The sequence below is a fragment of the Microbacterium sp. genome, assembly GCF_031988965.1.
In the GTDB taxonomy this organism is placed as follows: domain Bacteria; phylum Actinomycetota; class Actinomycetes; order Actinomycetales; family Microbacteriaceae; genus Microbacterium.
In genome coordinates this window covers 44,837-70,029 of sequence record NZ_DALZXX010000005.1, presented here as the reverse complement: position 1 = coordinate 70,029, position 25,193 = coordinate 44,837, and the positions used below count along the sequence as shown (strand labels likewise).

The following is a 25,193-nucleotide window of genomic DNA, read 5'->3' as shown; positions in this document are numbered from 1 at the left end:
CCTCGGTGGTCGCCGTCGATGACGATGTGCCGGCCGAGGTGGCTGCGCTGCTCGGGTGCGCCGTGCTCACGGGTCGTGGTGCTGTGCTGAACGCCGGACGGCCGGCTCCGGGGGAGAGGGTCATCGTCGTCGGCCTCGGCGGCGTCGGAATGGCCGCCCTGCTCGTGGCCAAGGCCCTCGGCCACGAGGTGATCGGCGTCGATGCGGTGCCGGCCAAGCTCGACACCGCGCGGGACCTCGGTGCGACCGCAGCCCTGTCACCCGTGGATGCCGTCGCCGAAGGCGTCGCGGCGCCGGTCGTGATCGAAGCGGCGGGAGCGGCACGCGCGTTCGAGACCGCACTCGCGCTGACATCGGCCGGCGGCACGACCGTCACCGTCGGACTCCCCGCACCCGATGCCCGCGCGAGCATCTCGCCACTTCTGCTGACGGCCGAAGCGCGCACGATCATCGGGAGCTACCTGGGGTCGGCGGTGCCGGAGCGGGACATCCCCCGGTACGTCGAGCTCTGGCGCGCAGGACGACTGCCGCTCGAGAGGCTCGTCTCGTCGCGCATCGCCCTCGAGGAGCTGCCGAAGGCGATGGATCGCCTCGCCGCCGGTGCCGAGCTCCGACAGCTCATCGTCTTCTGATCCACACCGTGCATCACCCCAGCCATCCCCGGAAGGACACCCCATGACACGAACCGCCATCGTCACCGGCGCCGCCCGCGGCATCGGAGCCGCGACCGCCATCCGCCTCGCCGCAGACGGGCACGCCGTCGCCGTGCTCGACCTCGACGCCTCGTCGTGCGCCGACACCGTCGCAACGATCGAAGGCGCCGGTGGACGCGCCTTCGCCGTGGGGGCGGATGTCGCCGACGCCGAGGGAGTGCAGGCTGCTGTCGATCTGGTGACCGCGCGGCTTGGTGCACCGACCATCCTCGTGAACAACGCCGGGATCATCCGCGACAATCTCCTGTTCAAGATGACCGAGGACGACTGGGACTCGGTGCTCTCGGTGCATCTGCGCGGTGCCTTCCTGATGAGCAGGGCGGTGCAGAAGCACCAGGTCGAGGCCGGGTGGGGGCGTATCGTGAACCTCTCGAGCACCTCGGCGCTCGGCAACCGCGGCCAGGCGAACTACTCCGCCGCCAAGGCCGGGATGCAGGGGCTCACCAAGACCCTGGCGTTCGAGCTGGGGAGATACGGCGTGACCGCCAACGCGATCGCCCCCGGCTTCATCGTCACCGACATGACCAGGGCGACGGCCGAGCGCATCGGAGTCGGGTTCGACGACTTCGTCGCGCACGCGGCGAAGGAGATCCCTGTGGGGCGCGCGGGGGAGCCGACCGACATCGCGGCCGCCGCCTCGTTCTTCGTCTCGGAGGAGGCGGGCTTCGTCTCGGGCCAGGTGCTGTACGTGGCCGGTGGTCCGACCTCATGAGCATCGTCGCCGCGCATCCGTCCGCACTTCCCGAGACCGTCGGCCGACAGGCCACCGGAGAGTGGTTCGGCATCGACCAGGAGCGCATCCAGGCGTTCGCCGACGCCACCGAGGACTGGCAGTGGATCCATCTCGATGCCGAGCGCGCCGCATCCGGCCCTTTCGGTGCCACGATCGCTCACGGGTACTTCACTCTCTCGCTGCTGCCGCGCCTCACCGCAGGACTGCTCGAGGTCGACGGGGCCGCCATGGTCGTGAACTACGGCCTCGACCGGGTGCGGTTCCTGCAGCCGGTGACCGTCGGTTCGCGCATCCGCGGTGTCACCGAGATCACCTCAGCCGAGGGAAGCGCCCAGGGGTGGCGCGTGGGCATGACCACGACCGTCGAGATCGAGGGCTCGGAGCGCCCGGCGCTCGTCGCCGCGACCGTCGCACTCTTCATACCGGCGTGACCCGGCAACGATGTGAGGCGCGACCCGCTCGGGTCGCGCCTCACATCGTCGTCGGATGCCGTCAGACGCGTTCGAGCACCATCGCCATTCCCTGCCCACCGCCCACGCACATCGTCTCGAGGCCGTAGCGACCACCGGTCTCGGCGAGGCCGTTGATCAGCGTCGACGTGATGCGAGCGCCCGTCATGCCGAACGGGTGGCCGACGGCGATCGCCCCGCCGTGCACGTTGAGCCTCTCCTCGTCGATGCCGAGTTCGCGTGCCGATGGGATCACCTGCGCGGCGAAGGCCTCATTGATCTCGACCAGGTCGATGTCGTCGATGCCGAGCCCTGCCAGCGCGAGCGCGCGTCGCGACGACTCGACGGGTCCGAGCCCCATGATCTCGGGCGACAACCCGCTCACGCCGGTCGAGACGATGCGTGCCAGCGGTTCGAGGCCCAGTTCGTCGACGATCCGATCCGACACGATCACGACTGCCGCCGCGCCGTCGTTCAGGGGGCAGCAGTTGCCTGCCGTGACCGTGCCGTCCGGACGGAAGACCGGTTGCAGGCCGCTCAGCGACTCGATCGTGACACCGGGGCGGGGTCCGTCGTCCGCCGCGACGACCGTGCCGTCGGCGAGGGTCACCGGGGTGATGTCGCGCGACCAGAATCCCGAGGCGATCGCCGCCTCAGCACGCTGCTGCGAACGGGCGGCGAAGGCATCCTGCTCGTCGCGGGTGATGCCGCGCAGCTGTGCCACGTTCTCGGCCGTCTGCCCCATAGCGATATAGGGGTCGGGAAGAGTGCCCGACCCGCGCGGGTCTCCCCAATCCGCGGCACCGCCCTCGGCGCGCGACGCAGTGACGACGCCGGCATCCGCGAACGCCGGGTTCTCTGTCGTAGTGCCCGGCGAGAAGTCCGCGGCGCCGAACGGGTACCTGCTCACCATCTCCACTCCGGCCGAGACGAACACATCGCCCTCACCCGCCTTGATGGCGTGAAAGGCCATACGCGTCGTCTGCAGCGACGAGGAGCAGTAGCGGTTCACCGTCGTGCCCGGCACACCATCGAGCCCCAGGAGCACCGAGACGATCCTGGCGATGTTGAATCCCTGCTCACCCGCCGGCTGCCCTGTGCCGAGCAGCAGATCATCTATGCGCGCGGGGTCCAGACCCGGCACTCTGTCGAGTGCGGCCTGCACCATGCGGGCAGCGAGGTCGTCGCCCCGCAGTGAGACGAGCGAGCCCTTCCCGGCGCGTCCGATCGGCGAGCGGGCGGTGGCGACGATGTATGCCTCGGCGGGCATGATTCCTCCTGGAGTGAGAACGGCAGATGGGATGAGTGGGGGGAGCCGCCGGTCAGACGAACGCGGCGATGCCGGTGATGGCACGACCCACGATGAGGGAGTTCATGTCGTACGTGCCCTCGAACGTGTAGACCGCCTCGGCATCCGCGAAGTACCGCGCCACGCCGTGGTCGAGCTGGATCCCGTTGCCTCCGCAGATCTCGCGACTGCGCGCCACGACCTCGCGCATCCGCTTGGTGACGAAGGCCTTCGCCATCGCGGAATGGTGGTCGCGCTGCTCGCCCTCGTCCTGCAGTTGCGAGACGCGCATGCACATCGCGAGGGATGCGGTGATGTCGGCCAGCGAGTCGGCGAGCTTCTGCTGCACGAGCTGGAACGAGGCGATCGGTCGACCGAACTGTATGCGACTCTTGGCATATTCGACAGCAGCCTCGTAGGCGCCGACGGCGACCCCGAGCGCCTGCCACGCGACATCCGCCCTGGTCAGCCGCAGCACGACCGAGAGGTCGCGGAATCCGTCGATGCGCTGCAGTCTGTCGCTCTCGGGCACGACCACGTTCTCGAGAACGATGTCGGCGTTCTCGACGCCTCGGAGCGACTGCTTGCGCTCGATCTTCGTGCCGGTGAATCCGATGGCCGGGGTGCGCACCAGGAAGCCCTTGACCTGGTCATCCGCGACGTCGCGCGCCCAGATCACCACGAGGTCGGCGAAGGCGCCGTTCCCGATCCAGCGCTTCGCCCCGTTCAGCACCCACTCGTCGCCTCGACGCTCGGCCGTGGTCTCGAGACCCTTGGCTGTGTCCGAGCCGTGCCCCGGCTCGGTGAGGCCGAAAGCGGCGACGAGGTCGCCGGCCGCGAGAGTCGGCAGCCACTCGGCCTTCTGCTCGTCTGAGCCGCCGACCCAGATCGCGCTCATGGCCAGGCCGCTGTGCACGCCGATGAAGGTGGCGGTCGACGGGTCGGCGCGGGAGATCTCCATCGCCACCCAACCGCGGAACACCGCGCTGTTCTCGAACTGCCATGTCTCGGGGAAGGCATTGCCGTAGAGACCGAGTTCGGCGATGCGCGGAACCAGATGACGCGGGCTCTCGGCCCGTTCCCAGAGCTCGTCGGCGTAGGGACGCACCTCGGTGTCGAGGAACGCACGGATTCCGGCGAGCGCACGCTGCTCGGTATCGGTGAGCCGGCTCTGGAACTCGTAGAAATCAGCGGCCAGCAGGGGAGCGGGCGCTCCCTCGGTCAGGGTGCCGGTGGGGAGGATGGTGGTCATCAGGGCTCCGATCGTCGGTGATCAGGAACGAGTATGCATCATTATCAGGAATGTTGCACAACATAATCGAAAACGTTGCGTCTGGGCACGGTCGGCCGAGTAGAGTTCTGGCATGACCAGCACCGCCACCGCTCCCGTGACGATCGCCGACACCGGCCTCAGCGCGGCGCCGTCGTGGCTCTCCGAGAGACTGGCGACTCACGCCGACGCACTCCGGGCGTTCGAGGCGGCCCGTGAGACGTTCATCTCGGGTCAGCGGATCGACATGGGCAGCCTCGCGACCTCGCTCGGCGTCGAGCGCACGTCGCTGTTCCGCTGGGTCGGCAATCGCGACGCGCTGCTGAGCGAGGTGCTGTGGTCTCTCGCCGTGCCGACGCTCGTACAGGCGGAGCACGCGACGGCCGAACTGACCGGCGGCGAGCGCATCGCCGGCATCCTCACGCACTTCGTCGCCGACTTGAACACCGCCGACTACTTCCGCGGCTTCCTGCGGCGTGAACCGGCACGCGCACTGCGTCTGCTCACCACCAAGGAGAGCCCGATCCAGCGGCGCTACGTCGCCACGGCCGAGTGGCTGGTGCGCCGCGAGCTCGGCGAGATGCCGCTGGGTGGAGCGATCGATCCGGCCGGACTCGCCTATCTGCTGGTGCGGATGTCGGAGTCGTTCACCTATGCCGACCTGATCTCGGGCGACCAGCCCAGCGCCGCCCGCGCCCGGGTCGCCTTCCGTCTGCTGCTGCGCGTCGACGGCTGAGGCGCCGCATCCGCCGCCGATCTCGAGGAGGAGACATGCCGGCATTCACAGCGCACGAATCGTTCGCGACCCGCTGGAACGACAACGACCAATACGGCCACATCAACAACACCGTCTACTACCTGGCGATGGACACGGCCGTGAACGCCTGGATGATCCGCGAGGGCGGTCTCGATCCGCAGGGCGAGGCGATCGCCCTGTGCGCCGCCTCATCGTGCGAGTTCCACGCGTCGGCATCCTTCCCCGACATGCTCTCGGTGGGCATCGGCGTCGAGCGCCTCGGCTCCACCAGCGTCACCTGGAGTCTCGGCATCCTGCGCGGAGACCAGCAGATCGCCACCGGCCGCTTCGTGCACGTCTTCGTGGATGCGGCGACACGGCGCCCCGCGCCGATCCCTCCCTCGATCCGCGAGGCGATAGAGGCCCGCCTGCTCTGACGCACGTCTCTGCCTCGCGCCCTGTCATACATACCGACCATCCGGTATGCTCGCACTGAGGTTCATCGACGAACCTCAGGAAGGCGGGCGCGGATGCCTGAGATTCCCGGACTCGACACGACGGCGCTGACCGCCTGGCTCGCATCGACCCACCCTCGGCTCGCGACGTCGGACGCACTGGACGCCGAGGTCATCGCCGGCGGGCGCAGCAACCTCACCTACGCGGTCAGCGGAGCGCGCATCCCGCTGATCCTGCGTCGTCCGCCGCTCGGTCATGTGCTCTCCAGCGCTCACGACATGGGTCGCGAGCATCGCGTGATCTCGGCCCTCGCGTCGTCGGCGATCCCCGTGCCCGCCGCCATCGACCTCGTCGACGACATCGGCGGAGCGATCACCGGAACCCCGTTCTTCGTGATGGAGCGGGCACCGGGGCGCGTGCTGTCGTCGAAGGCGCAGAACGCCGACTACTCGGCGACGGGGCTGCACACCCTCAGCATCCGACTCGTGCAGCATCTCGCCGACCTGCACGCGGTCGACCCCGCACACGTCGGGCTCGCGGACTTCGGCCGCCCCGACGGCTACCTCTCCCGTCAGCTGTCGACCTGGCGACGTCAGCTCGACGCTTCACGCTCCCGCGAGACGCCGAACCTCGACCGGCTGCAGGCGTCCCTCGCCGAAGATCTCCCTGAGACCCGGCACACGGGGATCGTGCACGGCGACTACCGCCTCGATAACGCGCTCGTCGACGGCCCTGCCGATCACCCGCACATCTCGGCCATCCTCGACTGGGAGATGGCGACCCTCGGCGACCCGCTGGTCGACCTCGGCATCTTCGCCCTCTACTGGGACATCGCCGATCTGCCCGGCGGCGACGGCGCCGTGCCGAGCGCGGTCGACCCCGCAGCCGGGTACCCGGGCTTCGACGAGCTCGCCGACGCCTACGCCGCCCACTCGGGCCGCACCCTGCCCGACCTCGACTGGTATCGCGCCTTCGCCGCCTACAAGCTCGCCGTCATCCTCGAGGGGATCCACTTCCGCTTCCGCGCCGGCGAGACCGTCGGCGCGGGCTTCGACCGCATGGGCGGGCTCGTCGAGCCTCTCGCCCAGAAGGGACTGCAGGTGCACTGATGGACTTCGCCCCCGATGCACGGACCGACGAGATCACCGCACAGGTGCGCGCGTTCCTCCGCGAGGAGGTGCTGCCGGCCGAGTCGGTGCTCGACGAGCAGCTCGCTGGCACCCCCGACGAGTGGACTCCCCGACCGATCGTGAGGGAGCTGCAGCGCAAGGCACGCGCACGCGGACTGTGGAACCTCTTCCTGCCCGGAGACCCCAGCGAGACGGGAGCGGCGGGACTGACGAACCTGCAGTATGCCCCCGTCGCCGAGCTCACCGGCTGGAGCCCGCGCCTCGCGCCCGCGGCCTTCAACTGCGCCGCGCCCGACACCGGCAACATGGAGGTCCTGAACGAGTTCGGCACCCCGGAGCAGAAGGCGCGATGGCTGACTCCGCTGTTGAACGCCGAGATCCGCAGCGCGTTCTGCATGACCGAGCCCGACGTCGCCTCCAGTGACGCGACGAACATCGGCACGCTGATCCGCAGAGACGGCGACGACTACGTCATCACCGGACGCAAGTGGTGGTCGACAGGTGCGATGAACCCGGATGCCGCGATCTTCATCGTCATGGGCAAGACCGCCCCCGACGCCCCCCGTCACTCGCAGCAGTCGATGATCCTCGTGCCACGGGACACCCCGGGCGTGCGGATCGTGCGTCCGCTGACCGTGTTCGGCTACGACGACCGCGACCACGGAGGCCACGCAGAAGTGGCCTTCGACGCCGTGCGCGTGCCCGCGTCGAACCTCATCGGCGACGAGGGCGGCGGCTTCGCGATCGCCCAGGCCCGCCTCGGCCCCGGCCGCATCCACCACTGCATGCGCGCCCTCGGCATGGGGGAACGGGCGCTCTCGCTGCTGACCGCACGGGCCACCGAGCGCCATGCGTTCGGTCGTACCCTCGCCGACCAGGGGGTGATCCGCGAGTGGGCCGCCGAGGCTCGCATCCAGCTCGAATCCCTGCGTCTGCTGGTGCTGAAGACCGCGTGGCTCATGGACACCGTCGGCAACAGGGCGGCCATGACCGAGATCCAGGCGATCAAGATCGCCGTGCCCCGCGCGGTGCAGACCATCATCGACCGCGCCATCCAGGTGCACGGTGGAGCCGGAGTCTCGGGCGACACCCCGCTCGCCGAGCTGTACGCCGGCATCCGCTCGCTGCGGATCGCCGACGGGCCCGACGAGGTGCATCTCTCCAGCCTCGGACGCGCGCAGCTGCGCCTCTGACGAAACCCCCACCATCACCGTCGAAGGAGACACGATGACCCACGCCCCCGACCCGGCCGTCGACGGCCCCGGATATCCGACGCTGTCGGTCGCCGGGATCCTGGCGGAATCAGCCGTTCGGCATGCCGATCGACCCGCCGTGCACTTCGCCGGCACCACCACGACGTACAGGGAGCTCTGGGAGCAGACCCGTGCGTACGCGGGCGCTCTGCGCGACCGCGGCATCGGGAAGGGCGACCGTGTCGCCCTTCTGATCCCGAACGTGCCCGACTTCGCGCGGGTCTACTACGCCGTGCTCTCACTCGGCGCGATCGCCGTCCCCGTGCACCTGCTGTTCAAGGCCGACGAGATCGCCTACGTGCTGCGCGACAGCGAGGCCGATCTGCTCGTCGTCGCCGCACCACTGCTCGCCGAGGCGGTGCCGGCCGCACACCAGGCCGGCGTTCCGCTGACCACCGTGCTGCTGCCGACGGATGCCGGTGTCGAACTGCCTCGCCTGGAACAGGAGGCTGCCCTCGCCGAGCCGATCGTGCGCCACACGGCCACCGCCCCGCTCGACGCCGCCACGATCCTCTACACGAGCGGCACCACCGGCACCCCGAAGGGCGCGGTCGGCAGCCACCTGTCGATCATCGAGCAGGTGCACACGACGCTCATCGACGCATTCGATCTGAACTCCTCGGATGTCGTCTTCGGCGGGCTCCCGCTGTTCCACACCTTCGGCCAGACCGCGGTGATGAACATCGCGTTCCGCATCGGAGCATCCGTGATCCTGCTGCCGCGCTTCGACCCCGACGAGGCGCTCGCGCTCATGGTGGCCCAGCGGGCGACCGTCTTCACGGCCGTACCGACCATGTACGTCGGGATGCTCGAGGCCGCCCGCCGATCGACCGACCGACCGCCGCTGCGCTACGCCGTGTCGGGCGGCGCGGCCCTGCCCGTCGCGGTGCTCGATGCCTTCCACGACGCCTACGGTGCGGACGTGCACGAGGGATACGGTCTCACCGAGACGGCGCCGACCGTGTCGTCGAATCCGCTCGGCATCCCGATCCGCCCCGGCACGGTCGGCCGCACCCTGTGGGGCGTGGACGTCGCGATCGCCGACCCCGAGATCGATGACCACGTCGTGATCGACGATGCTCCAGGCGCCCTCGGCGAGATCGTGGTGCGCGGCCACAACCTGTTCAACGGGTACCTCGGGCGACCGGATTCGTCGGCGGCGGCGGTTGTCGACGGCTGGTTCCGCACCGGTGACCTCGGTACCTACGTCGACGGCGTGCTGACGATCGTCGACCGCAAGAAGGACATGATCGTCCGCTCGGGCTACAACGTGTACCCCACCGAGGTCGAGGCCGTGCTCGCCCGGCATCCGGCGATCGCGGTCGCTGCCGTGTTCGGGGTGGCCGATGACGTGAAGGGGCAGGAGGTGCACGCGGCCGTCGTCGCCAGGGAGGGCGAGGCGATCGACGCCGACGAGGTCATCGCGTTCGTGCGCGATCGGATCGCCGCCTACAAGTACCCCCGCGTCGTGCATGTGCTGCCCTCGCTGCCGCTCGGCGGCAGCGGAAAGGTGCTCAAGCGCGAGCTCGTCGATCAGTTCACGAACGTCTGACCCCGCTGACCCCGTCGCCACACGACGAAGCGGCCCGGAGATCATCCGGGCCGCTTCGTCGTCGCGTCATCGGGTCAGGATCCGGGTACCCCCTCTGCGGTGACCTCGACCGGGGCGGGTTCGACAGACGTCACCGAGTCTCCCTCGACCTCATAGGTCGCGCCGACGTAGTCCTGGGCGCCCTGATCGACGACCGTGATGCCGGCGCCGAGGTACCCCGCGTGGCTGTCACCCGAGAAGGCGAGCGGCAGCACGCCGTTGCCCGCGAGATCGCCCGAGCTCACCGCCTCGACCAGCGACTCGCGCGTCGGATCCTCGCCCGCGGCCTCCAGGGCCTCCGCGAAGAGGTACGCGACGCTCATGCCGTAGATCGTGTTGCCGTCGAAGGGCGCGCCGTCGTTGTACTCGTCGTTGATCTGCTGGAAGAGCGTCACCCAGTCGCTGTCGCCGCCCAGCGAGGGCAGGTAGTTCGTGCCGACGAAGCCCTGCAGCAGCTTCGGCCCGACATCTTCTCCGAGGTAGCCGACCAGCGTGGGGTAGTCCGCGCCCGACGACGACGAGAACCACTGGGGGAACCACCCGAGCGCCGCAGCGGTGCCGAGCGCCATCGCGGTGAACCCGTTGATCGTACCGAGGATGTTGATCTCGCATCCCGCGGCCTTCAGCGCGCCGATCTGCGCGGAGACATCCTGGTTCGACACCGAGTAGCGTTCGACATGCGTCAGTCCGTCGGCCCCGAGAGCGAGCTCGGCGCCCTCGATCATCTCGTCGCCGAAGTCGTCGTCCTGACCGAGCAGGCACACCTTCTTGTCGGGATACTCGTCGGCGGCGTACTGCGCGAGGGCCGCGCCCTCGACGACGTAGTCGGCGTTGAAGCCGAAGGTGTAGGGATACTTCTCGGGCTGGTTCCAGCTCGTGGAGCCCGAGGCGACGAACAGGTCGGGCACCTTGTTCTGGTTCAGGAAGTCGAGCACCGCGGTGTGCGGTGCCGTGCCGAGGCCGTTGACGATCGCGAAGACCTCGTCCTCCTGCACGAGTTCACGCACGACGGTCAGCGTCGTCGCCGGGTTGTAGCCGTCGTCCTTCACGATGAAGTCGATGTCGCGGCCGTGGATGCCGCCCTTGTCGTTCAGGTAGGCGAAGTACGCCGTCGCCGCAGCCGAGATCGACGAGTACCCGGCGGCGGCCGGCCCGGTCAGCGGAGTGTGTGTGCCGATCGTCACGGTGTCGTCAGTGACACCGGGGGCTGCCGCCTCAGGATCCGCCGGGGCGGGAGTGCTGCAGCCGGCGAGCGCGATCACCAGGGCGGTCGCCGTGGTGAGAGTCGCGATCCGCCGGAGCGGAGGGTGCTGTGACATGGGTCACCTCTTTCTTGGGAGTGGAGAGCGTGTTGCGATGGGGGAGTGCAGTGCGGAAGCGGAGGCTGGCCAGACCGCCGGGGCGGACGATCATGGTGACGATCAGCAGCGCGCCGAAGACGAGCACCGGCAGATTGCCGCTCAGGCGCTGAGAGAGTTCGGTGGGCATCGGGATCGCCGCGGCGACGGTGCCGATCAGCCACGGCAGCATCACGATCAGAGCGGCGCCGATCGCGGCACCGCCGAGGCTGCCGAGTCCGCCCAGCACCGCGGCGACGAGCAGCAGCAGCGAGAAGGCGAGCGTGTATGCGCCAGGGCTCACCGACTGCGTGACGAAGCACAGCACGGCGCCGCCCGCTCCGGCAGAGACCGAGCTGACGAGGAACGCGATGACCTTGACGCGTGAGGCGGCGACGCCGTTGAGCCGTGCGGCGGTCTCGTCATCACGCACCGCCCGCATGCGCAGGCCCAGTGCGCCGCCGCGCAGGACTGCGAGGGTGGTGACGGTGACACCGGCGACGAGGATCGCGACCCAGGCCTGCCACTGCTCGAGCGCGATGAGCATGCGCAGCGCCTCGGGGACCCCGTCATAGGGGGCCTGGAGACCCTGATCACCGCGGAAGACTCCGGAGAAGACCGACGTGACGGCAGGGACCGCGATCACGAGCGCCAGGGTCACGCCCGCGAGGTAGGGTCCGCGCAATCGTGCCGCGGCCAGGCCGAGCAGCAGACCGAGCATCCCGGCAGCGACGACGCCGGCGACGAACGAGAGCACGAAGCGCAGCAGCGGATCGACGCCCGCCTCGGTGAGGGCGTTCGCGCTGAGGGCGTATCCGTACCCGCCCGCCGCCATGAGCGCGGCGTGCCCCAGCGAGAGCTGGCCGCTGTGGCCGACGAGCAGGGTGAGACCGGCGACCGCGCAGAACGACGCCGCGATGGTGGCCAACTGGAAGTTGCGGTACGGATCGAGCAGGAACGTGCCGCCGATCGCGAGCGCCGTGAGCACGACGCCGAACACGATGGTGCGGGGGCGGCGGCCCAGGGCCGGGAGGATGCGGTTCATGCGCGTCGTGCCTCTCTGAGCGAGAAGACCCCGCCCGGTCGCAGCAGCAGCACCGCGACCAGCAGCACCAGCACGCCGATGGGAGCGACGGTGGCACCCAGATAGCCCGTGACGAGCGTCATCGCGACCCCCACCACCAGACCGCCGAGCAGCGCGCCGACGGGGGAATCGAGACCGCCGACCACAGCGACCGCGAAGGCGTAGACGAAGAGCATGTCGGTGGAGTGCGGGTTCAGCCCCAGCTCGGTGGGCACCAGCAGGATCGCCGCGAGCGCGGCGACGGCGCTCGACAGCATCCATCCGACCGTCACCATCCTGTTCACCCGCACGCCCAGCACCCGCGACACCTCGGGGGAGAAGGCGGCTGCCCGCAGCTGGAGGCCGAGCGAGGTGCGGGTGAACAGGAGGGCGAGCACCGCCATCATCGTCAGCGCGACGATGAGGATGAACAGGTCGTTGGGAGAGAGCAGGGGCACCCCGCCGACCACGATCGGCGCGTCGTCGAAGGGTGCGGCCATCGGTCGGTACTGCGGCCCGAACAGGATGCCGAGGATCGACTGCAGCACCATCACGAGTCCGATCGCGACGATCACGCCGGTCAGTGGCGACGAGTGCGGGGCGAAGCGCATCACGCCTCGTTCGACCACCAGACCGACGAGTGCCCCGGCGACGAGTCCTGCGCCGAGCCCGGCGAAGTAGTTGCCGGTGAGGGCGCTGACCGCGAAGGCGACGTAGGTGGCGACGAGTGCCATGGCGCCCTGCGCGAAGTTGATGATGCGCGCGGCACGCCAGATGAGCACGAGCGACAGGGCGAACAGCGCGAAGATCGCTCCGCGGGCAAGGCCGGTGGCGAACAGGAAGGCGAGACGATCCATCAGAACCCCAGGTAGGCGTGTCGAAGGGCGGCGTCGGCGGCAAGGTCGGATGCCGGAGCATCCGCCACCACCCGACCGAGGTCGAGCACGACGCCGCGATCGGCGATCGAGAGCGCGCCTGAGACGTTCTGCTCGGCGAGGAGGACGGTGATCCCGCGCTGCTCGGCCGCGTCGCGGAGGGTGCCCATGAGCTGGGCGACGACGAGGGGGGCGAGTCCGAGCGAGGGCTCGTCGAGGGCGAGCACCCGTGGCTCCGAGATCAGGGCACGCCCCAGGGCCAGCATCTGCCGCTCACCGCCGGAGAGCTGATGGCCGTCGGCGGTTCGACGGCGGGCGAGCGGTTCGAACATCTCGTAGATGCCGTGGATCGCCCGCTCCCGGGCTGCACCGCGGTGGCGCCAGAGCGCCCCGAGACGCAGGTTCTCCTCGACCGTGAGCTCGGCGACGACGCTCTGCCCCTCGGGCACCAGGGCCAGACCGCGGCGCGCTCGGTCTTCGGTGCGCAGGGTGGAGAGATCGAGTCCGTCGAGAGTGATCGACCCCGATGTCAGCGGCACGAGACCCGCGAGCGTCCGCAGCAGCGTCGTCTTGCCGGCGCCGTTGGCTCCGAGCAGCGCGACGATCTCGCCGGGGCGCAGCTCGATCGTGACCCCGTGCAGCACCGGGGCTCCGCCATAGCCGACGGTGAGGCCGGCGACCGCGAGGGCCGCGCCCGTGCTCGTCACAGCGCTCATGCCACAGCCCCTTCAGCACCGTCGACGCGGATGCCGAGGTAGGCCTCTTCGACGCGACGATCGCGGCGCACCTCGTCCGGGGTGCCGTGCGCGATGATCCGCCCGAAGTCGAGAACCACGATGCGGTCGGCGATGCCCATGACGAAGTCGACATGGTGCTCGACGAGCAGTACCGAGCACCCGGCATCCGCGACCCGGCGCACCGTCGCCGCCAGGGCCTCGATGTCATCTGGTCCCAGCCCGCCGGCGGGTTCGTCGAGAAGCAGCATCGACGGGCCCGACACCAGCGCCCTGGCGAGTGCGACCCGCTTGCGGTCGGGGTAGGCGAGCGCGGCGACCGGACGCTCGGCGAGGCCGGTGAGGTCGAGCGCATCGAGCTGCGCCGCGATGATCGCGTCGGCATCCGTCGAGCCCACGACCGGGATGCGCACGTTGTCGCGGACGCTGAGGCTGGCGAAGAGTCCGAGGCCCTGCAGCGTGCGGGAGAGTCCGCGGGTGGTGAGTCGTGCCGTGCGTCGCGGCGCCGCGCGGCCGTCGAGGGCGATCGCCCCGCGCAGTCGGACGAGCCCGCAGATCGCGTTGAAGACCGTCGTCTTGCCGGCGCCGTTGGGCCCGATCAGGGCGACGACCTCGCCGGGGCGCACCTCGAACGAGACGTCGTCGACGGCGGTCAGCCCGCCGAATGAGACGGTGAGATGACTCACCTCGAGTCGGGGCGGCTGCTTCTCTGTGTGCAGGGTGTTCGGATACATCGGCACCTCTTCGTGTCGCTGGTTCGACCACTGTACATCAGAAACCGACTGGGCGGTATGTTCTTGTTGCAGAGAAGCGCCGAGGGCGTCGCGGGGCGGCTCAGCGGTGCGGAATTCCGGCGATCATGCCGCCGTCGACGACGAACTCCGCACCGCTCGTGAACGACGACGCATCGCTGGCGAGGAACACGATCGTGCCGGCGAGATCCTCGGGCTCACCCGGTCGCCCGAGCGGGATGTCGAGGTGCGCGGGGTCGATGCGCGACGTCATCGACGTGGTGATGAAGCCCGGATGCACCGAGTTCACGCGGATGCCGAAGGGACCGAGCTCGACGGCGAGAGACGCCGCCAGTCCCCGCACCCCGAACTTCGCAGCGGTGTAGCCGTGCAGGCCGGGGCTGCCGCGCATGCCCTCGACCGACGAGATGTTGATGATCGATCCGCGCCCCTGCTGCTTCATGACGGGCACCACGGCGCGGCATCCGAAGAACGTGCCCGTGAGGTTCACCGCGATCACCGCGTTCCACTTCTCCGTCGTGAGGTGCTCGATCGGGGCGGCGTTCGCGATGCCCGCGTTGTTGACCAGCACGTCGAGAGACCCGAAAGCCCTGACTGCGGCATCCACCGCCTCCGCCCACTGCGCCTCGTCGGTCACGTCGAGCGTCGCGAACAGCGCGCGCTCTCCGAGCTCACCGACCAGAGCACGCCCTTCGTCCTCGAGGATGTCGGCGACCACCACTCTCGCCCCGGCGGCGTGCAGCGCACGCACATACGCCGCGCCGATGCCGCGAGCGCCCCCGGTGACGAGGGCGACTCTTCCGTTCAGGTCGCTCACGATCCGACCTCTATGACCACGCGACCGACCGTCGCTCCCGAGGCCAGCGCGGTGATCGCGGCCGGGGCTTCGGCGAAGGGCACGACGTGGTCGACGACGGGCGAGATTCCGCCCTCCTCGAAGAGCCGGATGAGGTCGTCGTGCGCCTCATCGACCAGGTGCGGTCGTCGCTCCTGGTACAGGCCCCAGTACAGCCCGAGCACCGCGTAGTTCTTGACGAGCGCGTGGTTCACCGCGAGCTGCGGGATCTCCCCGCTCGCGAACCCGACCACGATGATCCGCCCCTCGAAGGCCACGACCCGGGTCGAGGCCGCGAAGGCGTCGCCGCCCACCGGGTCGAACACCACGTCGGCGCCGTGCCCACCGGTGAGTCGCCTGACCTCGGCGACGATGTCGTCGCTGCGCAGGAGCACATGCTCCGCACCGGCTGCCCGGGCCGTCTCTGCCTTCCCCTCGGAACCGACCACGCCGATCACTCTCGCGCCGGCCGCCGCACCGAGCTGCACGGCGGCGGCTCCCACCCCTCCGGCCGCCGCGTGCACGAGCAGCCATTCCCCGGCCTGCAGCCTCGCCCGGCGATGCAGGGCGAACCACGACGTCTGGTAGGCGATGTTCAGCCCCGCGGCAGCCACGAAGTCGAAAGCGTCGGGGATGCCGTGCACCGCGGCGGCGTCCACCGCGGCATACTCCGCGAGCACCCCGATCTTGCCCGCGACCACCCTGTCGCCGATCGCGTGGGCGGTGACACCCGCTCCCACGCCGACGACAGTGCCGCTGCACTCGATGCCGGGTGTGAAGGGCAGATCGGGTTTCACCTGGTACTCGCCGCGGGCCAGCAGCACATCGGGGAAGTTCGCGGCGACGGCAGCGACCCGGATCAGCACCTCGCCCTCACCGGGTGCCGGGGTGGGCACCGTCTGCTGTGTCAGCGCCTCGGCCGGTTCACCGAGACGGGTGACCTGCCAGGCGAGCATCGACGACGGGATCTCAGGGGTGGACGGCATCCGTTCTCCTCAGGCCGGTGAGGAACAGGTCGGTGATCTGCTCGGCGATGAGCGTCTTCCCCTCCGGTCCCTCGGGTGAATACCAGTGCGACAGATAGTGCACATCACTGAAGAAGTGCGCGACGAGCAGCGCCACGGGGATGTCGTCACGGAACTTGCCCTCGCGCTGGCCGCGCTCGATGAGCGCGGCGAACTCGTCGTGGTAGCCGCGGCGTCGCCGGGTGACGTCCTGCTGCCGCGGAGCCGAGAGCATGTTCATGCTCCGGAAGAACACCGCGCCCTCGGCGATGTGGTCGATCGAGGTCTCGAGCACGTCGATGCAGGCGGCCCGGAGCACCTCGTCGGTCTTGCCCCCTCGGGCGATGATCTCGTCGAGGTGCGCCTTCTGCAGCGACAGCAGGCTGTCGTAGATGCCGAAGAGCAGATCGTCCTTCGACTCGAAGTAGTGGTACATCGCGCCTTTGGTGACGCCGGCGGCCTCGACGATCTGCTGCACGCTCGTGTTCGCATACCCTCGGGTGGCGAACAGCTCGACGGCGGCGCGAGTGACGTCTTCTGCGACGTGGGAATCCTTCATGTGCTCATCTTTCCGCGAATCGCGTGCGTGCGCCGAATGCGCGGGGTCAGAAGGGGCGGATGCCGGAGCCGCCGTCGATCACCACGGTCTGACCCGTGATCCAGGCGGCGTCGTCGGAGAGCAGGAACGCGACGGGACCCGCGACATCGTCGGGCTCGCCGAGTCGAGCCAGCGGGTAGCCCGCGGCAGCTTCCGCCTCGTGCCCCTCGTAGAGTGCGCGCGCGAAGGCCGTCTTGATCACGGCGGGTGCGACCGCGTTCACCCGGATGCCGGGCGCGAGCTCGAAGGCGAGCTGCGCGGTGAGGTTGATGAGCGCCGCCTTCGAGATGCCGTAGAACGCGATACCGGGGCTCGAGCCGAGGCCGGCGACCGACGCGATGTTGACGACGCTGCGACTCAATCCCGCCGACAGCGCCGCTCGGGTCCAGTCGAGAGTGGCGACCACGTTGACCTCGAGGATCTTGCGGGCGGCCTCGGCGTCGACGTCGACGAGGGGGCCGTAGACCGGATTGATGCCCGTGTTGTTCACGAGGTGGTCGAGGCGCCCGTGGCGCTGCTCGATGTGCGTGAACACCTCGGCGCGATGGTCGGCGTCGTCGGCGCGCCCTGCGACGGCGGATGCTCCGGGGCCCAGTTCCGCCACCGCGGCGTCGAGTGCGTCCTGCCTGCGGCCAGTGATGACGACGGATCCACCCTCGGCGACGATGCGCTGTGCGATCGCGAACCCGATGCCTCTGCTGGCTCCCGTGATGAGCGAGATCGTGCCGTCGAAGCGTGCTGCGGTCATGGGCGCCTCCTTGCGCTGATCATACCGTCCAGTCGGTTTGCACCGACTGTAGCACGTCGTCGATGGCGACTGCAGGTGACCGCCGCTCAGCGCACACGCGGAGACGCAGATCATCGATCAGGAATCGAGAAGCACAGCGGGCCGCGGCATCCGTAGTGTGAGATCCATCGCAGATCACCCCGTGAAAGGAGCCGGTCATGGCCGACAACGAGAAGAACTTCAGCGCCGAAGAGCGCGAGGCGATGAAGGAGGCGGCGGCCGACAAGCGCAAGTCGCGCTCGCGGGCCAAGAAGACCCCCGAAGAAGTGCGCGCCGAGGGTGTGGCCGACCTCGAGGCGGCGATCGCCAAGCTGCCCGACGAGAAGGATCGTGAGCTGTCGTCGGCGCTGCACGCCCTCGTCTCCGAGGTGGCCCCCGAGCTGATGCCGCGCACCTATTACGGCATGCCCGCGTGGGGCAAGGACGGCAAGGTGCTCTGCTTCTTCCAGCCGGCCAGCAAGTTCAAGGTCCGTTACGGCACCTTCGGCTTCGAGCCGATCTCGAACCTCGACGACGGCACCATGTGGCCGACCGCCTACGCTCTGCTCGACCTCACGGCAGCCAACCGCACGGCGCTCGCGGAGCGCATCCGTCTCGCCGTGAGCTGAGCAGCCATTCCCGAGGGAGGACCCGCGCAGTAGCGTGGATGCCGTGAGCACACTGCCGTTCCCCGCCTCCGTGTACGCCGCCCGCCTCGACCGCGCAGCTTCTCTGGCCGCCGACGCCGGTCTCGACGCGATCATCGTGGGCCCGGGCCCCGACCTGCAGTATCTGGTCGGCGTCGAGGGCGACACGATCGAACGGCTCACCGCACTCGTTCTCGGACCGGAACTCGCGCCCACGATCGTGGTGCCGCGCATGGAACTCGCGAAGGTGCGGACCACGGCGGTGGGCGCGCTCGGCCTCGCGGTGTCCGGTTGGGTCGATGGAGAGAACCCGTACGATCTCGTCGCGGATGCCCTCGGCTCCGTCGGCCGAGTGGGCGTCTCCGACGCGCTGCCGGCGCTGCACGTCATCCCTCTGGGCGAACGGCTCGGCGTGAGGGTCGAGCTCGCAACCCCCGTGCTGCGCGAGGGACGCATGGTCAAGGACGCAGACGAGATCACCGAGCTGCGGCGAGCCGGGGCGGCGATCGACGCCGTTCACCGACGTGTGCCCGAGTGGCTGCGCGCCGGGCGCACCGAGCGCGAGGTGGCTGCCGACATCGCCGAGGCGATCGTGGCCGAGGGGCACCGCACGGTCGAGTTCGTGATCGTCGGCTCGGGCCCTAACGGTGCCGACCCGCATCACGAGGTCTCCGATCGCGTGATCGGCGACGGCGAGATCGTCGTCGTCGACATCGGGGGAGCGGTGCCGAGCGGCTACAACTCCGACAGCACCCGGACATATGTCGTCGGGACTCCCGCACCCGAGGCCGCCGAGCGGATCGCCGTGCTGGTGCGCGCGCAGCAGGCCGCGGTCGACGCCGTGCGACCGGGTGCGACCGCAGCACAGGTGGATGCCGCAGCGCGCCGGGTGCTGACGGATGCCGGGCTCGGCGAGGCGTTCTTGCACCGCACCGGCCATGGCATCGGCGTCTCGGTGCACGAGGAGCCCTACATCGCCCCCGGCAACGACCTGGTGCTGCGAGAGGGCATGGTGTTCAGCATCGAGCCCGGCATCTACTTCGCCGGGGAATGGGGTGCCCGCATCGAGGACATCGTCGTCGTGACGGCCGACGGCGGCGAGCGGCTGAACGTGGCGCCGCACGGCCTCCGCGCCGTCTGATCCGCCGCTGCCGTCAGCGGCGAAGCACTTCCATCGCCTCGTCGACCGTCACCAGGTCTGCCATGGTCATGACGTCGTCCTTCGCCCCGACGGCGCGAACAGCCGCGAGCGCCGTGAGGCGGCCGGTGGCGAGAGACTGTCCTCGCCCACTCGCCTGCAGCCTCGCACCCGACCGTCTATTCTGCGCGATCACGTGCCAGGCATCACTGCCGATGTGAGGTGCGGAGGCGAGCAGACCCCGGAGCGCCGGCATCCGACCGACGAGCTCGAGGGAGGCTGTCATCGCCGCCGACCCGAGCGTCAGGTACGTGCGAATACTGCTCCGTGAGTGCTCGAGCAGGACGTGGTCGGGGAAGTCGGCCCTCAGATAGCGCCGACTCCGTCCATCAGGGCCGACCGCGCGCCGGCTCTCCCTGAGATTGCGCACACGAGCGCCCTCCGGTGGCCGGTGCAGATCGGTGCCGACCAGCCCGGCCGTCCAATCCACCGCGGCGGGCCCGTGCTTCTCGCCAGTGCCGAGCATGACGAACACATCGAGCTCGTCACCGGCACTCGCGTGGAGCCCTGCGACGAGCACGGTGCTGAGCCCGGGTGCGAGTCCTGCTCCGAGCACGACCGGACCCGATGCCGTCCGCCGCAGCTCCTCGAGGTACGAGCCGGTGGCCGAGATGTCGACGAGCGGCACTCCTGCCACGGCGCCGGCGAGGTCAGCGCGCTCCACCCCGGACGCATTGACGACGACATCGTGATCGGCGGCGATCCGCGGCACCGACCGAAGGTCGCCGCGGAGGTCGATCCGATGTCCCTCCGTGTCGGATCGACCGGCGACGGTGACACGATGTCCCTCCCGCGTCAGTTCGCGCCGGATGACGGAGCCGACCGCACCGCGCCCGCCGAGCAGCAGAGCCCTCATGCGACCGACTCCTGCGCATGCGATGCGTCCATGATGCTCTCCCACTTCCGTCGATGATGGCGATGTGCCGACACCCATGGTGATCCCGCCGGGGACGCATGGCCTCCTTCGATTGCGGTTTCTGCAAAGATGGCCGGATGAAAGCCGAGATCGACGCCACACTCGCGGCCATCGGACCGCGACTACGGCGGCTCCGGCAGAACCGCGGACTCACGCTCTCGGCGGTCGCCGGCATCACCGGTCTCTCCGTGAGCGCGCTGTCACGCGTCGAGACGGGACACCGACAGCCGACACTCGATGCGCTGATCCCTCTGGCCGACGCGTACGAGGTGACTCTGGATCAGCTGATCGCCGCACCGCAGACAGGCGACCCCCGTGTGCACCTCGAACCCCGGAGACTCGCCGCCGGAGGCGTCGCAGTCCCACTCACTCAGCATCCGGGCGGCGTGCAGGTCTTCAAGCATGTGCTCGGGCCGCGTGAACCCGCGCTCGTCTCGCACGAGGGCCACGCGTGGATCTACGTCCTCGCCGGTCGATTGCGCCTGCTGCTCGGAGGAGACGAGCACGTGCTCGACCCCGGGGAGAACGTCGAGTTCACGGCCGCTACTCCGCACTGGTTCGGACCGGCGGATGGGCTCGCGGTCGAGATCCTGCACCTGTTCGGCCCGGACGGGCAGCGACCGATCACCCGCGCTCTCGACTGACTCCCTGCGCCACGTCAAGCCCCTGCGGGTCACGAGCACGGGAGGGGATACTTCCCGCATGGCATCCGATGACAGGTCCGCGCCCGAGCTCACGGCGGATGGCCACCACGTCGTCATCGACGGCCGACGCTGGCGAGCGACCGACCCGTCGATCCCCGACGGATTCCGCCAGGAACTGGTGGACGAGCTGATGGCGGCGCGACGGGCGGTGAAGGCATCCGAGTCCGAGGTGCGTCGGCGGGTGCAGGATGCGAAGACGGCGCTCGGGGAACGCGGTGCACCCTGGTGGGAGGACCGCACCGGCGAGACCTTCGATGAGCGGATCGCGGCGACGATCCGAACCCTCCTTCGACACCGAGGTCAGTCGTCGATCTGTCCGAGCGATGTCGCGCGCACGGTCGGAGGTGCATCCTGGCGTCCGGTGATGCCCGATGTGCGCAGAGTCGCCGCCGACCTCGCCGACCGGGACGAGATCATCGTCACCCAGAAGCAGCAGCCGGTGAGCATCAGAGAGGCTCGTGGTCCCGTTCGCATCATCCGCGGCCCGCGGATCTGAGGTCGGCCGAATCACCGACGGCCGTCATCGACGCTCTCGTTAGAGGATGTCGTAGTACCCGCCGTAGGGGAAGTCGAGGTCGCCGGTGTCTCGCTCATCGAACGCCACCGTCGCCACGCTGATCGTCACCCGACTGTGCTGCGTGATCAGGACACTCACCTGGCGATTGCCGACGACCACGAAATCCACGAAGATTCCCGGGGTCTTGGCGGCCTCCTCGATGCGACGGCGCAGATCTTCGACGTCCTGATCCTGCGCGAGAAGATAGCTCGCCGAGTCGAAGATGGCCTCTGTCTGGATCATCGTCTTCGCCGCAGTCATGACGGGAACGCTACGCCCCGTCATCGAACCCGGGAAGGGGGGTTGTGAAGGAGGCTCCGACATGGCAAGGGGGTCACCGCCGCCAGGCCGTCGCCCGACGACGGTCCACCGCCCCGATGTCCTCGACGTGCTCCCGAACCTGCAGGGTGATACCCGCACCCAGCGCACGCATCGCCGAGAGCGACGCCTGCGCGGCGGCATAAGACCGATGAAAGGCCTCGCGAGCCTCGCCGTTCCACTGTGACTCGAGCACCGCCGCCTGCGCGCGCAGGTGTTCGAGCGAGCGCTCCATCGCCTCGAACTCGTAGTCGATGCGACGGCACATCTCGTTCACCGGTGCGCTGTTCACTCTCATCGCCATACGATGCCCTCGCTCTCGATCACGCCGGGCGTCTCCGAGCGGTATCCGCCCAGACCTCCGGCTCTCATGAGCTGTTCCACACTGATCCGTCCGCTCAAGACCCTGTCCGCGGCCTCGCGCATGTCTTCGGGGATGGCAGAGGATCGAGCGACCTCGCTCAGAAGGGCTCGCACGGCGGCGTGGGCCTCTGAAGTCGTCGGCACCCCGGGAATCAGCTCGGGGTCGCGAGAATCGAATCCGGAGCGCGGCAGGAGCCGCGCTCGGTAGTCCGCGACGACCTCGTCGACGCTCATGATGTCTCCACCATCTCGGGTATGTGCAGGGATTCGGTGATGTCGCTGAGCTGCGTGCCGAGATCTCTCGCCGTCGTCATCGCATCGACGAGGGTCTGCATGTCGGAGATCTTGCCGGTGATGTCGAGCCACTTCTTGGCCCCCGCAGCGATGGCCCCGCCGCCGAGCAGCCAGCCCACGACACTGATCTTCTTTCCCGCTGCGATGCCGAGGGCGGCGATGTACGCGTCGATGGCGAGGTCTTCGAGAACTCCGCCGACGATATCTGCCGCAGACACCACGGCGTCGCAGAACGTCGTGATCTCCTCAGAAACCCGCGCGCATCCGTCCGCTGCACCGTCGATCACGTCGAGAAGGTCGTCCAGGTACTCGTTCGCGCTGTTCGCCGAGTATCCCTGCCAGTAGACGGAGACGCCGCCGAACACCTGCGTCAGGCTGGAGTGCATGTCGATCAGGAACTGACTCATGCCCCGGAGAACGAACGAATAGCGCCTCAGTGCTCCCCATCCACCGCCGAATCCCTCCATGATGGTGTCGCGCGCGCGGGTGACGCCCATCTGTCCGAGGGCTTCCTTGAGGTCACCGACCGGATCGAGGATGACGTTGCTGAAGAGCTTGGTCGTGAACGCATCCGCCTCGTCGAAGGCTCCCGACCCGGCATCGAAATAGAAAGCCGATCCGTTGACGGGTTGCCACTTCGGAGCAGGCATGAAGTCGGAATCAGGCGGACGATCCTCCTCAGGGGCGATCCTGGGCGTCGCAGACTTGTTGATCGCGTCGCCGGGTGTCGGGTCGTTGCCGTTGTACTCGGTGGGGTCGATCAGATCGAAGCGAGCAGCCCTGTTCAGGTCGATCTCGCGGCCCTCCGACGCGACGCTCCGCAGCTCGGCCGAGACCGACTCGAGCACGTTCTGCATATGTGCAGTCCATTGCAGCAGACCGATGTGAACCGTCTTCGCCACATTGGTCGCGCTCGAGTACACGGAGGCGCCGGGCAGGCCATCGATGACGATGGGCACGAGTCCCGACGAGGCGATCTCTGCGATCGCTTCGCGCCAGCTGTCAACGGCGCCGGCCTGATTGTCGAGCCCGTCCGGATCGAGCCAGAAGTCGAAGTCGTCCACGATCCCCCCGATCGATGTCGCTCTCAGGCTAGCCGGACATCCGGTAGGAACGCGAGCGGACGGGGAGCCCAGGGGCTGCGATCATTCGTTCGGGCACGTGACGGCGAACGTCAGCGTCGCATCGACGCGCTCGTACTCACCGGTGACCGTGTTGATCGACGCGGGGACACCGACCTCGCGCGGGGCGATGTCGGCGTGCCCTTCGAGATCAGTGACGAAGAGCACGGACGTCTCCTCACCCCGTTCGATCGAGATCTCGCCGCGCGACTGGAATTTCGCGGCCACACCGTCGTCACCCACCCATGCGGCGATACTCGACTCGGCTCCCTCGTCGTACTGCGTGGTCACCCCCGAGGGCACGAGCAGGTCCTCCGCGATCACGTTGATGTACCGATCCCAGTCGCAGAGGGGCTTCGTGGGGTGCCCGACCACCTCGTGGGCTTCGCCGTGCTTCATGTAGGTGATCGAGACGGTCGGTTCAGTGAACGCCGGAGTCGGCGACGGATCGGGAGTGGGAGTGGAATCCTCGGCACTGAGTTCGGATGAGCAGGACGTGAGGAGCAGGGCCGAGATGACGGCGACGACGCCGATGGTCGTCCGTCGTGTGCTCATGGGTGCGCTCCGTTCACGAGATCGTCGAGGTACCACTCGATCCTAAGGATGAATGATGACCGCCGATGCCTCCGGGAATGCACAGGGGTCCGGAAAAGATGCGTGGACATCCGAGTTGTTAACAGATCCATCCACAGCTGTGGATGAATTTCCCTGATCAGGGAGATCATCTCTGTCGACGCGGAGTTGTTAACAGGGTTGTTAACACCTGTGGAGGAGGGGCACGGTCGAGGTCGTCGGATAGGCTCTGGGCGCCGGAGGGGGCGAATCGATGAAGAGAAGTGCGAGCGTGATCGTCGCGGCGATCGTTCTGAGCCTGGCCGGGGCCATGACCGGATGCTCCGCCGGTGGGGCGAGCGCGTGGACGACCCGGCCTTCGGCATGGAGTCGATCGTCGACGTGCGCACCTTCGAGATCCGCTACTCGGGCGATGTGCAGCTCACCGAGGCCGAGCAGAGCACCGGCTCCGGCGCACTGCTGGCCGCCATGGAGTCCGGCGAGCAGTGGCCGAGCCCGCTGATCGTGGAGATGGCGCGGGTCATGGACGACGGAGCGGCCGTCTGGCGGATCACGACCTGCGACACTGCGACGAACGAGCTCTCAGAGCAGATCATCCCCTGAACGCCCTCGAGACGCAGAAACGAGAAGGCCCCGCACGAAGCGGGGCCTTCTCGAACTGTCTCAACACAGTGTGGAGCCTAGGAGATTCGAACTCCTGACATCCTGCTTGCAAAGCAGGCGCTCTACCAACTGAGCTAAGGCCCCGTGAGGGAATTTCTTGAGTTGAGGAGTGGGCCCACCAGGACTTGAACCTGGGACCTCTTCATTATCAGTGAAGCGCTCTAACCGCCTGAGCTATGGGCCCGTCAACCTCCAGAACTTTACCGGAGATTTCGACAAAATCCCAATCGAGGGCGGGGACCTGACCGGGCCCCGCC

Annotated in this window: 30 protein-coding genes and 2 tRNA genes; 13 read left to right on the top strand and 19 right to left on the bottom strand. The window is 68.7% G+C overall.

Annotation, left to right across the window (positions count from 1 at the left end; all coding sequences use genetic code 11):
• The 3 genes from RTM68_RS03360 to RTM68_RS03350 form a co-directional block, all read left to right on the top strand.
• The coding region (locus tag RTM68_RS03360) for a zinc-binding dehydrogenase (protein ID WP_312168233.1) at positions 1-632 on the top strand (632 nt) is incomplete at its 5' end.
• 43 nt (positions 633-675) lie between these two features.
• A complete protein-coding gene (locus RTM68_RS03355) occupies positions 676-1,425 on the top strand; it encodes an SDR family oxidoreductase (RefSeq protein WP_312168232.1) in 750 nt (249 codons plus the stop codon).
• On the top strand, positions 1,422-1,877 hold the full coding sequence (locus tag RTM68_RS03350; protein WP_312168229.1) for a MaoC family dehydratase: 456 nt from the start codon (positions 1,422-1,424) through the stop codon (positions 1,875-1,877). Before RTM68_RS03355 ends, RTM68_RS03350 begins: the two co-directional genes overlap by 4 nt.
• Before the next feature lie 61 nt (positions 1,878-1,938).
• On the opposite strand, the gene RTM68_RS03345 is transcribed toward RTM68_RS03350, so the two are convergent.
• Positions 1,939-3,165 (bottom strand): acetyl-CoA C-acetyltransferase, encoded by a 1,227-nt coding sequence (locus RTM68_RS03345; RefSeq protein ID WP_312168227.1) that lies wholly within the window; start codon positions 3,163-3,165, stop codon positions 1,939-1,941.
• A gap of 52 nt (positions 3,166-3,217) precedes the next feature.
• Positions 3,218-4,435 carry an acyl-CoA dehydrogenase family protein gene (locus tag RTM68_RS03340; RefSeq protein WP_312168224.1) on the bottom strand — a complete coding sequence of 406 codons (1,218 nt, stop codon included), beginning with the start codon at positions 4,433-4,435 and terminating at the stop codon, positions 3,218-3,220.
• 112 nt (positions 4,436-4,547) lie between these two features.
• Here RTM68_RS03340 and RTM68_RS03335 point away from each other — a divergent pair, with 112 nt between their 5' ends.
• The 5 genes from RTM68_RS03335 (at position 4,548) to RTM68_RS03315 (ending at position 9,580) form a co-directional block, all read left to right on the top strand.
• Positions 4,548-5,189: a QsdR family transcriptional regulator gene (locus RTM68_RS03335; RefSeq protein ID WP_312168222.1), complete on the top strand. Its 642-nt coding sequence runs from the start codon at positions 4,548-4,550 to the stop codon at positions 5,187-5,189.
• Positions 5,190-5,224: 35 nt separating this feature from the next.
• Positions 5,225-5,626 carry a thioesterase family protein gene (locus tag RTM68_RS03330; RefSeq protein ID WP_312168219.1) on the top strand — a complete coding sequence of 134 codons (402 nt, stop codon included), beginning with the start codon at positions 5,225-5,227 and terminating at the stop codon, positions 5,624-5,626.
• A gap of 93 nt (positions 5,627-5,719) precedes the next feature.
• Positions 5,720-6,754: a phosphotransferase family protein gene (locus RTM68_RS03325; protein WP_312168218.1), complete on the top strand. Its 1,035-nt coding sequence runs from the start codon at positions 5,720-5,722 to the stop codon at positions 6,752-6,754.
• Entirely contained in the window at positions 6,754-7,968 is a 1,215-nt protein-coding gene (locus RTM68_RS03320) for an acyl-CoA dehydrogenase family protein (RefSeq protein WP_312168216.1), read from the top strand. The genes RTM68_RS03325 and RTM68_RS03320 overlap by 1 nt, the downstream gene beginning before the upstream one ends.
• A 34-nt stretch (positions 7,969-8,002) precedes the next feature.
• Positions 8,003-9,580 (top strand): AMP-binding protein, encoded by a 1,578-nt coding sequence (locus RTM68_RS03315; RefSeq protein WP_312168214.1) that lies wholly within the window; start codon positions 8,003-8,005, stop codon positions 9,578-9,580.
• A gap of 74 nt (positions 9,581-9,654) precedes the next feature.
• Here RTM68_RS03315 and RTM68_RS03310 read toward each other — a convergent pair whose 3' ends face one another.
• The 9 genes from RTM68_RS03310 to RTM68_RS03270 all read right to left on the bottom strand — a co-directional run bounded on the left by RTM68_RS03310 (position 9,655) and on the right by RTM68_RS03270 (position 17,565).
• On the bottom strand, positions 9,655-10,938 hold the full coding sequence (locus tag RTM68_RS03310; protein WP_312168211.1) for an ABC transporter substrate-binding protein: 1,284 nt from the start codon (positions 10,936-10,938) through the stop codon (positions 9,655-9,657).
• Positions 10,835-12,001 carry a branched-chain amino acid ABC transporter permease gene (locus RTM68_RS03305; protein WP_312168209.1) on the bottom strand — a complete coding sequence of 389 codons (1,167 nt, stop codon included), beginning with the start codon at positions 11,999-12,001 and terminating at the stop codon, positions 10,835-10,837. Before RTM68_RS03305 ends, RTM68_RS03310 begins: the two co-directional genes overlap by 104 nt.
• A complete protein-coding gene (locus tag RTM68_RS03300; protein WP_312168207.1) occupies positions 11,998-12,876 on the bottom strand; it encodes a branched-chain amino acid ABC transporter permease in 879 nt (292 codons plus the stop codon). The genes RTM68_RS03305 and RTM68_RS03300 overlap by 4 nt, the downstream gene beginning before the upstream one ends.
• Positions 12,876-13,610 carry an ABC transporter ATP-binding protein gene (locus RTM68_RS03295; RefSeq protein ID WP_312168205.1) on the bottom strand — a complete coding sequence of 245 codons (735 nt, stop codon included), beginning with the start codon at positions 13,608-13,610 and terminating at the stop codon, positions 12,876-12,878. The genes RTM68_RS03300 and RTM68_RS03295 overlap by 1 nt, the downstream gene beginning before the upstream one ends.
• Positions 13,607-14,362 (bottom strand): ABC transporter ATP-binding protein, encoded by a 756-nt coding sequence (locus tag RTM68_RS03290; protein WP_312168202.1) that lies wholly within the window; start codon positions 14,360-14,362, stop codon positions 13,607-13,609. Before RTM68_RS03290 ends, RTM68_RS03295 begins: the two co-directional genes overlap by 4 nt.
• Positions 14,363-14,462: 100 nt before the next feature.
• Positions 14,463-15,197, bottom strand: coding sequence for a glucose 1-dehydrogenase (locus tag RTM68_RS03285; protein WP_312168200.1), 735 nt, complete (start codon positions 15,195-15,197; stop codon positions 14,463-14,465).
• Positions 15,194-16,201: an NADPH:quinone oxidoreductase family protein gene (locus tag RTM68_RS03280; protein WP_312168198.1), complete on the bottom strand. Its 1,008-nt coding sequence runs from the start codon at positions 16,199-16,201 to the stop codon at positions 15,194-15,196. The genes RTM68_RS03285 and RTM68_RS03280 overlap by 4 nt, the downstream gene beginning before the upstream one ends.
• On the bottom strand, positions 16,185-16,778 hold the full coding sequence (locus RTM68_RS03275) for a TetR/AcrR family transcriptional regulator (RefSeq protein ID WP_312168195.1): 594 nt from the start codon (positions 16,776-16,778) through the stop codon (positions 16,185-16,187). The genes RTM68_RS03280 and RTM68_RS03275 overlap by 17 nt, the downstream gene beginning before the upstream one ends.
• 46 nt (positions 16,779-16,824) lie before the next feature.
• Positions 16,825-17,565, bottom strand: a complete 741-nt coding sequence (locus RTM68_RS03270; protein WP_312168192.1) for an SDR family oxidoreductase — start codon at positions 17,563-17,565, stop codon at positions 16,825-16,827.
• Positions 17,566-17,762: 197 nt separating this feature from the next.
• Between RTM68_RS03270 and RTM68_RS03265 the strand changes: the two genes are divergently transcribed.
• Together RTM68_RS03265 and RTM68_RS03260 are read left to right on the top strand one after the other, a co-directional pair.
• Positions 17,763-18,212, top strand: coding sequence for a hypothetical protein (locus tag RTM68_RS03265; protein WP_312168190.1), 450 nt, complete (start codon positions 17,763-17,765; stop codon positions 18,210-18,212).
• Positions 18,213-18,255: 43 nt separating this feature from the next.
• Positions 18,256-19,371, top strand: coding sequence for a Xaa-Pro peptidase family protein (locus RTM68_RS03260; protein ID WP_312168188.1), 1,116 nt, complete (start codon positions 18,256-18,258; stop codon positions 19,369-19,371).
• A 13-nt stretch (positions 19,372-19,384) separates the two neighbouring features.
• On the opposite strand, the gene RTM68_RS03255 is transcribed toward RTM68_RS03260, so the two are convergent.
• The gene (locus RTM68_RS03255) at positions 19,385-20,284 is read right to left on the bottom strand and encodes a hypothetical protein (RefSeq protein ID WP_312168185.1); all 900 of its coding nucleotides are present in this window, start codon (positions 20,282-20,284) and stop codon (positions 19,385-19,387) included.
• Between the two features lie 137 nt (positions 20,285-20,421).
• Between RTM68_RS03255 and RTM68_RS03250 the strand changes: the two genes are divergently transcribed.
• Positions 20,422-20,988, top strand: a complete 567-nt coding sequence (locus tag RTM68_RS03250) for a helix-turn-helix transcriptional regulator (protein WP_312168183.1) — start codon at positions 20,422-20,424, stop codon at positions 20,986-20,988.
• Positions 20,989-21,046: 58 nt separating this feature from the next.
• The gene (locus tag RTM68_RS03245) at positions 21,047-21,544 is read left to right on the top strand and encodes a DUF3253 domain-containing protein (RefSeq protein WP_312168182.1); all 498 of its coding nucleotides are present in this window, start codon (positions 21,047-21,049) and stop codon (positions 21,542-21,544) included.
• 39 nt (positions 21,545-21,583) lie between these two features.
• On the opposite strand, the gene RTM68_RS03240 is transcribed toward RTM68_RS03245, so the two are convergent.
• The 5 genes from RTM68_RS03240 to RTM68_RS03220 form a co-directional block, all read right to left on the bottom strand.
• Complete coding sequence (locus RTM68_RS03240; RefSeq protein ID WP_312168181.1) at positions 21,584-21,865, bottom strand: hypothetical protein; 282 nt, start codon at positions 21,863-21,865, stop codon at positions 21,584-21,586.
• A gap of 73 nt (positions 21,866-21,938) precedes the next feature.
• A complete protein-coding gene (locus tag RTM68_RS03235) occupies positions 21,939-22,220 on the bottom strand; it encodes a WXG100 family type VII secretion target (protein WP_312168179.1) in 282 nt (93 codons plus the stop codon).
• On the bottom strand, positions 22,217-22,519 hold the full coding sequence (locus RTM68_RS03230; protein WP_312168178.1) for a hypothetical protein: 303 nt from the start codon (positions 22,517-22,519) through the stop codon (positions 22,217-22,219). Before RTM68_RS03230 ends, RTM68_RS03235 begins: the two co-directional genes overlap by 4 nt.
• Entirely contained in the window at positions 22,516-23,643 is a 1,128-nt protein-coding gene (locus RTM68_RS03225) for a hypothetical protein (RefSeq protein WP_312168177.1), read from the bottom strand. Before RTM68_RS03225 ends, RTM68_RS03230 begins: the two co-directional genes overlap by 4 nt.
• A gap of 81 nt (positions 23,644-23,724) precedes the next feature.
• Positions 23,725-24,255 (bottom strand): hypothetical protein, encoded by a 531-nt coding sequence (locus tag RTM68_RS03220; RefSeq protein WP_312168174.1) that lies wholly within the window; start codon positions 24,253-24,255, stop codon positions 23,725-23,727.
• 336 nt (positions 24,256-24,591) lie between these two features.
• On the opposite strand from RTM68_RS03220, the gene RTM68_RS03215 reads away from it, so the two are divergent.
• Positions 24,592-24,876 (top strand): hypothetical protein, encoded by a 285-nt coding sequence (locus tag RTM68_RS03215; protein ID WP_312168172.1) that lies wholly within the window; start codon positions 24,592-24,594, stop codon positions 24,874-24,876.
• Between the two features lie 71 nt (positions 24,877-24,947).
• On the opposite strand, the gene RTM68_RS03210 is transcribed toward RTM68_RS03215, so the two are convergent.
• Positions 24,948-25,020 (bottom strand) — tRNA-Ala (locus RTM68_RS03210).
• Between the two features lie 26 nt (positions 25,021-25,046).
• Positions 25,047-25,120: transfer RNA gene (locus RTM68_RS03205), tRNA-Ile, on the bottom strand.
• Positions 25,121-25,193 lie beyond the last annotated feature (73 nt).